At 41.4% G+C, this 9,719-nt stretch carries 8 protein-coding genes and 1 pseudogene; 4 read left to right on the top strand and 5 right to left on the bottom strand.

The window, feature by feature from the left end; all coding sequences use genetic code 11:
* Positions 1-6: 6 nt before the first annotated feature.
* Positions 7-741 (top strand): annotated as a pseudogene (locus H5232_RS21005) (HD-GYP domain-containing protein); the annotation flags it as partial.
* 96 nt (positions 742-837) lie between these two features.
* Positions 838-1,857 (top strand): ferrochelatase, encoded by a 1,020-nt coding sequence (gene hemH / locus H5232_RS21000; RefSeq protein ID WP_149981962.1) that lies wholly within the window; start codon positions 838-840, stop codon positions 1,855-1,857.
* 1 nt (position 1,858) lies between these two features.
* Here hemH and arfB read toward each other — a convergent pair whose 3' ends face one another.
* Positions 1,859-2,272, bottom strand: coding sequence for an alternative ribosome rescue aminoacyl-tRNA hydrolase ArfB (arfB, locus tag H5232_RS20995; protein WP_145239847.1), 414 nt, complete (start codon positions 2,270-2,272; stop codon positions 1,859-1,861).
* Positions 2,273-2,406: 134 nt separating this feature from the next.
* Here arfB and H5232_RS20990 point away from each other — a divergent pair, with 134 nt between their 5' ends.
* Together H5232_RS20990 and H5232_RS20985 are read left to right on the top strand one after the other, a co-directional pair.
* Positions 2,407-2,967 carry a short-chain dehydrogenase gene (locus H5232_RS20990; RefSeq protein WP_182761733.1) on the top strand — a complete coding sequence of 187 codons (561 nt, stop codon included), beginning with the start codon at positions 2,407-2,409 and terminating at the stop codon, positions 2,965-2,967.
* Positions 2,968-3,071: 104 nt separating this feature from the next.
* Positions 3,072-7,133: a DEAD/DEAH box helicase gene (locus H5232_RS20985; RefSeq protein ID WP_182831449.1), complete on the top strand. Its 4,062-nt coding sequence runs from the start codon at positions 3,072-3,074 to the stop codon at positions 7,131-7,133.
* 71 nt (positions 7,134-7,204) lie between these two features.
* Here the strand turns inward: H5232_RS20985 and H5232_RS20980 are convergent, their stop codons facing one another.
* The 4 genes from H5232_RS20980 to H5232_RS20965 are packed head-to-tail and all read right to left on the bottom strand — an operon-like array spanning position 7,205 to position 9,328.
* On the bottom strand, positions 7,205-7,960 hold the full coding sequence (locus H5232_RS20980) for a phytanoyl-CoA dioxygenase family protein (protein ID WP_182794388.1): 756 nt from the start codon (positions 7,958-7,960) through the stop codon (positions 7,205-7,207).
* Positions 7,961-7,964: 4 nt separating this feature from the next.
* Complete coding sequence (locus H5232_RS20975) at positions 7,965-8,555, bottom strand: uracil-DNA glycosylase family protein (RefSeq protein ID WP_182831448.1); 591 nt, start codon at positions 8,553-8,555, stop codon at positions 7,965-7,967.
* Positions 8,545-8,919 (bottom strand): VOC family protein, encoded by a 375-nt coding sequence (locus tag H5232_RS20970; protein ID WP_182718231.1) that lies wholly within the window; start codon positions 8,917-8,919, stop codon positions 8,545-8,547. The genes H5232_RS20975 and H5232_RS20970 overlap by 11 nt, the downstream gene beginning before the upstream one ends.
* 46 nt (positions 8,920-8,965) lie before the next feature.
* Positions 8,966-9,328, bottom strand: a complete 363-nt coding sequence (locus tag H5232_RS20965) for a VOC family protein (protein WP_182718230.1) — start codon at positions 9,326-9,328, stop codon at positions 8,966-8,968.
* Between the last annotated feature and the right edge of the window lie 391 nt (positions 9,329-9,719).

Raw genomic sequence — 9,719 nt, 5'->3', positions numbered from 1 at the left:
CTCTAAAACTTTAATAAGTCCAATCCAAATGTAAGTGGAACAACAGGGCAGAACAGTGCCAATACCCTTACACCAAAAGCAAAACGGTTGCGGCTACCACCAAAAAATATAGAAATGGCGGCAATGGCTGGTTACTTAGCTCAGATAGTGCTGTTAGCAATGGATCCCGCACTTTATGAAAAACCCGTGCATGCGCTTAATGAACAGCAACGCAAAAGTTATTATACGCATCCAAGTACAGCACAATTGATGTTAATGCCTGCGACTCATCTGCATGAAGTATCTGACGCCATTTATCACCAGTACGAACGCTATAACGGAAATGGCCTACCTAAAGGATTAAAAGGTAATGATATTCCTCTTAGTGCAATGATACTCGCGCTTGCACGTGACTATTGGGATGCATTTGAACAAAGTAATTTAAAAGATGAAGAAAAGCACCAACATGCACTCGAAACAGTAAAAATGTACAGCGGTAACTTTTACCATCCTAAATTAGTGCAAGCTTTGGAGGCTTGCCGAGTTAAATGCATTAAGCAGCAAGCAAAAGTAGGCTCGATGAAAATAATAACGGCCAAAGAGCTAGCCATCAATATGGTACTTAGCCATGCACTGCATAGTCACACAGGGATTATGTTGCTGCCAAAGGGGCATATATTTAGTGCTAAATCCATTGAAAAGTTACAGCAACTAGAAGCTAAAAAACCGACTCCATTTAGGATCATGATCAAATCATTGTAAATCAGTGATCCTATTTACCCTTTCATTCGTTACAATAAGCTATTAATATTAATAGCATATATTCCATAACCGTCTATTTTGCTTTAGGAGCATTGCGTGTCGCGATTTTCAGCCGTTACCGATAACCCTCATGATCAGCGTTTTAATCAAAAAACAGGGATTTTACTGACCAACTTAGGCAGCCCCGATGCCCCAACAGCAAGTGCATTGCGCATTTACTTACGTGAGTTTTTGTCAGATCCTCGTATCGTAGAAATACCGCGTATTGTGTGGATGATCATCCTGCATGGCATCATTTTGCGTATTCGCCCAAAACGCTCAGCTAAACTATATAAAAGTATTTGGACTGAAAATGGCTCGCCACTGACCCATATTACACGCCAGCAAAGCCTTAAATTAAATGCCTTATTAAAACAGCATGGCTATACCAATACCGAAGTGGTTATGGCGATGCGCTACGGTAATCCATCAATCGAAGCCGGCCTTGAAGAGCTTAGAGATAAAGGCTTAACCCGCATTATTGTGTTGCCACTTTACCCACAATATTCAAGCCCAACCACAGGCTCAACATTTGATGCCGTGGCGAATGTATTAAAAAAATGGCGCTGGGTGCCAGAGCTTCACTTTATAAATGGGTATCACAAAAACCCAACCTACCTAGAGTCACTCGCTAACAGCATTAGCGAAGATTTAGAAAAACACGGTATGCCACAAAAATTAGTGTTTTCGTACCACGGTATGCCTAAACAGTTTTTAGATAATGGCGACCCATATCATTGCTTATGTTTACAAACCACTCGCTTAGTGGTCGAAAAGCTCGGACTCGATAAAGATTTAGTTATCAGCACCTTTCAGAGCCGTTTTGGTAAAGCCGAGTGGTTAAAACCTTACACAGATGCAACCCTTGAGAGCTTACCAAACGAAGGGATTAAAGACGTGGCTATTATCAGCCCTGCATTTAGCGCTGATTGCCTTGAAACACTTGAAGAATTAGAAGGTGAAAACCGAGAGATTTTTGAACAAGCTGGCGGTGAAAAATACCGTTATATAGCTGCGCTTAATGATAGAGACGATCATATTAACGCGTTATTTGAGGTGCTTAAACCAAACTTATAAATTAAACTTTAACACTGCCGCGCAGCGCTTTGGTATTACCATGTTTGGTTTTCTTATCCATGCGTCTGCGCTGTGAATTACGTGTTGGCTTTGTAGCACGACGAGCACGTTCGACCTTAGTGGCTGATAAAATAAGCTGTTTTAGTCGCTTTAACGCATCTTCCCTGTTTAGCTCTTGAGTTCGATGACTTTGCGCTTTGAGAACAATCACACCTTCTTTAGTGATACGACTATCATTGAACGCCAACAACCGCTCTTTATAAAACTCTGGTAACTTTGAGCGATTAATATCAAAGCGAAGGTGGATCGCACTGGCCACTTTATTAACATTTTGACCACCCGCTCCTTGTGAACGAATAGCTGACAGCTCGACTTCCCATTCATCGATTGTTACGGTATTTGAAATAATTAACATGTGGTTCAGCTACATCAGGCAAAAATGTAGTATATCATCTGATGTTAACAGACTAAAACCCTCTTTAATTTATAGCGGTTATCTAATTAATAGTCTTTAATGCAACTAACAATTGAATAAAAAAGGTGCTCAACATGAAAAAAATAATTTTATCTCTTAGTTTGTTAGCAATGAGTTTTTCAAGCCTTGCGGCAGATATCACAGAAAAAGATTTACAAGGTTATATGCAAGCATTACCCGCGGTTGTTGATTGGTCACAAAATCAAGATTCATTAAAAAGCATGGATTTGGGTAGTATGTTAGGTGGCTCTGAAGGGGGCTCGACGGCAATGGCATTAGGCGCCCTTGGTACAATCAAAGATAATGATTTATACAAAGAGTTTGCAGCCCTTACCAATAAATATGGTTTCACGCCTGAACAACTAATTACTGTGGGTTCTGAAGTCTCGATGGCTTACCTTGAAAACATCAAAGGTAATTTATCGCCAGAAAACAAAGATAAAGTAAATCAGTTAATGGGCGGTTTGCAAAGTATGGGCGGCTCGAAAAATAACAGCGCTAGTTCAATGATGGGCACACTTGGTAACTCAGCTAATGCTGCTAATACAGATGCGCCGGTTGTTAGCGAAAGTAATTTAAAACTAATTAAAGAATATATGCCGCAACTACAAAAACTATTTGCCAGAGTGCAATAGGTTTTTATAAAAAAGCGACCTTAGGGTCGCTTTTTTATAGTTGTAACTCCCCCAGCTGAAACTTATACTGGCTGCAATCATTAGCGACTTTAATTATTGATTTTATGCCATTAAGTACTTTTTCGCCCGCCACAACTGATAACGACCAAAAACAACTGTGTGTATTACTTGCACTGATAATAAGTGGCTCATCGCATGGCTATGAGAACTCTGTCCAGCAGCTCACTAAACGTCTTTATAGTCACATTAAAAATGGCTATTCGTTTTCTCAAGCTGAAGTCGCTAAATACACTAAACAACTCGAATCTAAAGATTTAATTTGGAAGCTCCCCTACGGACCAAACTTTCGTATATCAGTTAGCGCAGTTGCTTATGTAGCTATTAATGCTATAAAACATCAGCCAGTTTTATTGCATGCTTTTTTAACCGAAGCTACAAAAAGCTATTATTACCACGATCAAGCCGTGCACTTTCTGCACCTGCTATTTAATGATCTTGACCGCGCAAAAAGCGGAAAAAAACCGCTCCCTGGTGATTTATCACTTGAGCTTGATAGCGCTTTTGTTAATTTGCTCGCGCAATCACCATACAGCGAGCAACTGTGGCAATGCCTTCCTGAGCAATGGCAACAGCTTTGCTTGGATAACTTTATCCGCGGTCAATTTTTCAACCTCACCAGTGAGCGTGCATGGCCGACTCTGATTGCCAAAGCGCTCCCAACAACAGAGCTGAGAAAACGCATTTATCTGAATGAGAATTTAGCCATATTATTACAAGAAGATAATTTTGCTGAATTGTTAGATGATAAAAGAGACCGTGTTTTAGCCACTTTTTATGAAGCAAATACCAATGCCATCAAGGGTGAGTTTATTGATATTGCTTTGATACAGTATAAAAGCGCTTTAACAGCGTTTAGAAAAAACTTTGGCAAAGGCATCTATCCGACCGAGATCACCGGATTACTTTACACTGTATGCCTATTTATCAGTGCAACCGCTGCAGATATTAAACAACTAAATACCTGTCGAAAATGGTATCAAAAAAATCTTGGGGAATTAAGCCACCCAAGCCAAGCGATTGATTATTTGCTGGAAGAGGATTTAGCTAACTATCAAAACCATCGTTTAAGCAACAGCTTAAGTCATCTACTTGGTAACCCGAATGCATTAGCGCCATTATTTTGCTTATTACTGGCAATTATTAAAAACGCCACAGACGAACAGGTAAATCATCTAAGGGGTGATACTGAACTGTTAGAACAGCTCAATAGCGCAATTAGTGCGCATCAACACTGGTTAGCTGAGCAATGCCAGCACTTAGTTAATTGGCTTAGCGATGACACACCATTACCCAATACTGGTTTATTACAGCACTTTACCCGCGTCCCACAATGGCAGCGTTGGCTTAATGATATTAGCCAAATTGATACGCCTACTGCGCAGCAACGAATTGTATGGCAACTGGATTTAACCCATTTAGATTTACCGCTCATACAAGCCAAAGTACAGCAACTCAATGCCAAAGGCGAATGGACCAAAGGTCGTAAAGTAAACGCCCAAGAACTTGCTTATAACCAGTATCAAGATGCATTAACCAGCGCCGATCATAACTTAGTACAAGTGCTCAACAACCATGCCGGATTTGGTTATCACGAAATACATGCAACGGCCGCGGTATTACAAGCACTAATAGGGTTTAAAGGGCTTGAAGATCACAATGGACAGCCACTTACGCTGATCAAAGGCGAGTTTGTCATTGAAATTGCACAAGACAGCAATGATTGCTATCGCCTGGTAATGCAACCGAGTATCAGCGATCCGGACTGTGACTTTTTACTTATCCACAGTCACGCAAATTGTTACCAAGTATTCGCCATTGATGACAAACAGCTCAAATTACTGCAACTATTTGAGCAACAACCCAATAATTTAACCGAAGAAAAACTGCCACAACTAAATGCCGCATTACAAGTACTGGCTAACGAGCATCATATTAGCAGCCAGCGTACCGAGTTTGCTCATATCAACAACGTACGCCAAGGCTTGTGTGAATTTGCCGCAGTGATCGCTCTTACCCAATTAGGTATCAACATTAACTTTTATGCCATGCCAAATGGCGTAGATGGCCCTTGGGTTGAGCCCGGCATTGGTGCTTTGACACTTGCACATACTGATGATGATCAAACCGACAGCATTGTTATTAAACGTGATTTAAAAGCAGAGCAAAAAGCGTTTAGAAATTTACTGAAAAATATGGCCGGATTATTTGCTGATCGGCAATCACCGCAACATAATCAAATTCAACAGCAGTTTTATTTACCTGAAGATATTAGCCAAGCAATTGAGTTACTTGAAGCTGCGCAAAAAGCACAGTCTCTGGTATTAAGTTGGGACGAAACGAGCCAAGGCATGAGAGTTGCCAAAAGCCAGCACCTTTCTCTTAACTTAAATGATGATAACGATTGGTTAAGCGTCAGTGGTAAAATCTCACTCCCTAGCGGCCAAATATACGAATTACAAACCCTGCTTAAAGCCCCGCGCCGTGGCAGCATTTTAGAGTTTTCGGAAGGCAATTCATTATTATTGGATCAGCGTTTAACTAACTTATTAAATCGCTTAGAAGGGATGCAAAATATTGATAAGCACAACCCAAGTGATGAACTACGGATTGCCAACGCGCGTGCATTGCCTTTACACCAAAGCATTGCCGACTTAGGTGATGTCACATTTGGTGACAGCTGGAAAACGCGTTTAGCTAAATTTGAGCAAACTATCGACCCTACCTTACCTGCACATTTAGTCCATATTTTACGAGACTATCAAGTAGTCGGGGTTAAATGGCTAATGCAACTGGCCAACTGGGGACTCAATGCTTGTTTAGCCGATGACATGGGGCTGGGTAAAACCTTACAAACCTTAACCGTGTTACAAATGCGCAGTAGTTTAGGTGCCAGTGTAGTGGTTGCGCCAAAATCTGTGTGTCATAACTGGCAAGTTGAAACCGAGCGATTCGCGCCGGCTTTGCATGTAAAAATCATTGAAAACGCCACTGCATGCGCTGATATTCTGGCAACGGCTGGTAAACACGATTTAGTGATCGTCAGTTATGGTTTACTGCCACTAATTGGTGAACAACTGGCGCAATTTTCTTTTGCTAATATTGTCTTTGACGAAGCACAGGCAATTAAAAACCCCTTGAGTTTAAGAGCTAAAGCCGCATTTGCACTCAATGGTCAATTTAAAATTGCCCTATCAGGCACACCAATCGAAAACCATTTAGGTGAACTGTGGAGCTTGTTTAACTTTTTAATGCCAGGCTTTTTACATACCCTGCCAGTATTTAAAAAGCGCTTTGGTAACGCCGATAAAAACCAACAACAAGCCGATACCCTGAAAACCCTCATTGCTCCATTTATCCTGCGTCGAACCAAACAAACGGTATTGACCGAGTTACCAGAAAAAACCGAAATAAACTTAACCTTCGCATTAAGTGAAAAAGAGCAAGCACTGTACGAAGCAACCCGTTTAAATGCACTTGAACAAGCAAATCAGGAAGATAGCCAATACATTACTATCTTGGCGTCATTAACTAAATTACGCCGCGCTTGTATTGCCCCGCAGTTGTTATTAGAAAATAGTAAGTTGCCATCTAGTAAACTCGACACTGCAGAAGCGATTATTGAAGAATTACTAGAAAACAACCACCAAGCGCTGATCTTCAGCCAATTTGTCGATGTGTTAAAACTGGTTGAAAAGCGCTTACAAAAACGCGGCATCGATTATTGTTATCTTGACGGCAGCATGAGTACTAACAAACGCAAACAACAAGTTGATAAATTTCAAGCAGGTCATGCACCACTGTTTTTGATCAGCTTAAAAGCAGGCGGCACGGGGCTTAATTTAACGGCGGCTGATTATGTACTGCATCTCGATCCGTGGTGGAATCCTGCGGTTGAACAACAAGCATCAGATCGCGCGCATCGCCTAGGGCAAACACGCCCCGTTACTGTGTACCGACTGATAGCACAAAATACCATTGAAGAAAAAATCCTGCAATTGCACGAACATAAACAAGCACTCGCAGATAAAGTACTCGCCGGCAGTGGTGATGCTGGGCAAATGTCTAAAGATCAACTACTGGCGCTGTTAAGTAACAGCGAAATGTAGCTCAGACCTGTTTATCTTTCGAGATTATTACAGCAGCCCATGTGGTTTTTAGGCAGGTCTATGTAGCGCGGTTATTCTTGGTGTGCCAAAGTAACCGCAAAGGCACTGGCATCTTCTAATGTCGAAAGCATCGCTGGAGTAGGCAAACAGATATCCTGAACAAAATGCAGTACATGGGGCTGTGGCTCACCAAAAAGAATATCCAGCGCTAAGCGGTCTTTACCGTATAAACCACGGTGGATCATATTTGCCGAGAAAATTAATAAATCCCCTGCTTGCATTTCTATCACATGGCCGGTGGCTAAATCATCGCTGGTGTTGTTGTGCTCAATCGCCAACCGAGTTGCCAGCTCATCAGGGGTATCCCAACGTCGATGGGTACCTGGTACTAACTCAATACCTGGCTCATCCTCAAGCGCAACCCGACAATGTATCACTTCAGGACCCGATAGCGCAGCTTGCTGCTCCGCCAAGCTTAAATGGTACTGCATATCACGATGCCAATAATTTTCTTGCTCAGGATTAACCGGATTAAAAAACAACTGGGTATTCATAAAGGCCGCTGATTCAAGTATCGAATCAACTTGAGCCATTAACTTATGGCTGGCAATAAACTTAAATAATACTAAGCGCTGGGCCTCATCTAAATAGGTATTTGCAGTTAAATAGGCACTATTAACCGCCTTGGTTTGATAAAACTGTTGATTATCTGCGATCCATTGCTGATGAAAACAATTGATCACTTCGCGCTCATGCACAAGTTCACGTTCAGTGTAAAAACCTTTTACATGAAAAAAGCCATGCTGCTCAAATTGGGTATTGATCATCAAACTAATCATCCTCACATTGCAAAATTGCTTGAATAGTTTGCGCCAACTGTGGCACCACATCACGCTCAAACCAAGGGTTTTTAGTTAGCCAAATATTATTACGCGGACTCGGGTGTGGCAATGGCAAAACATCTGGCCAATACTCACGCCATGATTTTACTAACTCAGTGAGGGGTAAATGTTTTGTGTGTGGTAACTGGTACGCTTGGGCATATTTACCCAGCACTATGGTTAACTTAATATTGGGCAGTGCCGCTAAAAACTGGGAACGCCATGCAGGTGCGCATTCTTTACGCGGCGCTAAATCGCCTGACTTACCTTTACCTGGGTAACAAAAGCCCATCGGCAAAATAGCAACCTTAGTTGCATCATAAAAATCGCATGGCTTAAGCCCTAACCACTCGCGCAGCCGCTTACCACTGGCATCATCAAATGGAATGCCACTTTGGTGTACTTTAAGCCCCGGCGCTTGCCCTGCAATTAAAATACGCGCACTGGGATTAAATTGCAGCACCGGACGTGCCCCAAGCGCCAGCTCAGGCTCACAGATCACGCATTGACTAACTTGCTTTAACAAGGTGCTAGCCATCATCACTGCTTTGCCCTATTCGCCACAGCACACCACTTGGATCATAAATAACAAAATCAATCATTTGCCACGCTTGCAAGCTTGGCTCAGTAATTTTTATATTATATTTTTGCGCCAACCCTGCACTTGTTAATTTATCATGCCATGCTGTCACATCTGCAACTAATAAGTGCATCATAAAATTTTTAGCGTGCTCTGGATTATAAAAATTTTGCAGTAAAAAACTACAGTCTCCGTGGTAAAAGTACGCCATATCTGGGGTTTCCCACGCGATTTGAAAGCCCATATGCTGATAAAACGCACAACTAAGCGCAAAATCTTTTGCTGGTACAAATGCTTTAATTTCTTCGCAACTCAAATCTGTCATTCAATTCATTTCCTTGAGTTAGTAAAATTATGATCTATTTTTGCGTTCAATTATGTTCTGACCACACTGCAAATTCATTGCCACTGGGCTCGGTAAAATGGAATCGACAGCCCCCAGGAAAATCAAAAATTGGTTTTATAATACTCCCGCCATATTGCTCTACTTTAGCCTGTGTTTGCGCAATATCCTCGCTATAAAATACTAACAAAGCTGCACCATGTTGCGTTAATGAGCTAAGTGGTGCTTGATAAAAACCGCCATCAAGCCCAGCAGTATCAGCACTAAATGACGTATATTCAGGGCCATAATCAATAAACTGCCAATCAAAAACCGCACTAAAAAATGCCTTAGTGGCGATTAAATCTGCTGCGGCAAATTCAACATAATTAAGTTTTTTGTGTGCTGACATAGTACTCCCTAAAAAATTAATGTAACGGCTTATAGCCTTCCAATCACTAAGCATACAAGCAGTTGAAAAATTTGCGAACTTTTCAATTAAAACAGCAAATGATAAAAGCAGATCATCATTTTACTAAGTAAATATACTGAGTATTATTGCGCTATCACCCGAACAAACAACAAAGAAAATACGAATCACTATCTTTTCTGTATCTAGAATATATAATACCCTCTTTATTCGCCCCCATTTGGGACTTTGAGGGATCATCATGCACGCTCAATCTGTCAAAAACAGCCAAACACTCTCTATAAGATCTAAATTAAGCCAAGCTTATCAAGCCCATGCTTACCGTTTTGCTGTTATCTCACGCTTTTTTGCCGCCATTGTTGGTGGTTATACC

The organism is Pseudoalteromonas sp. SG41-5, from assembly GCF_014164495.1.
Classification (GTDB): Bacteria; Pseudomonadota; Gammaproteobacteria; order Enterobacterales; family Alteromonadaceae; genus Pseudoalteromonas; species Pseudoalteromonas rhizosphaerae.
The sequence above is the reverse complement of the archived record's forward strand: the minus strand, read 5'-3'. Positions and strand labels throughout refer to the sequence as shown.

Coding starts and splice junctions, on each gene's coding strand:
- arfB (WP_145239847.1), bottom strand. CDS start 2,272: ATGTTAATTATTTCAAATACCGTAACAATCGATGAATGGGAAGTCGAG.
- H5232_RS20990 (WP_182761733.1), top strand. CDS start 2,407: ATGAAAAAAATAATTTTATCTCTTAGTTTGTTAGCAATGAGTTTTTCA.
- H5232_RS20985 (WP_182831449.1), top strand. CDS start 3,072: ATGCCATTAAGTACTTTTTCGCCCGCCACAACTGATAACGACCAAAAA.
- H5232_RS20980 (WP_182794388.1), bottom strand. CDS start 7,960: ATGATCAATACCCAATTTGAGCAGCATGGCTTTTTTCATGTAAAAGGT.
- H5232_RS20975 (WP_182831448.1), bottom strand. CDS start 8,555: ATGATGGCTAGCACCTTGTTAAAGCAAGTTAGTCAATGCGTGATCTGT.
- H5232_RS20970 (WP_182718231.1), bottom strand. CDS start 8,919: ATGACAGATTTGAGTTGCGAAGAAATTAAAGCATTTGTACCAGCAAAA.
- H5232_RS20965 (WP_182718230.1), bottom strand. CDS start 9,328: ATGTCAGCACACAAAAAACTTAATTATGTTGAATTTGCCGCAGCAGAT.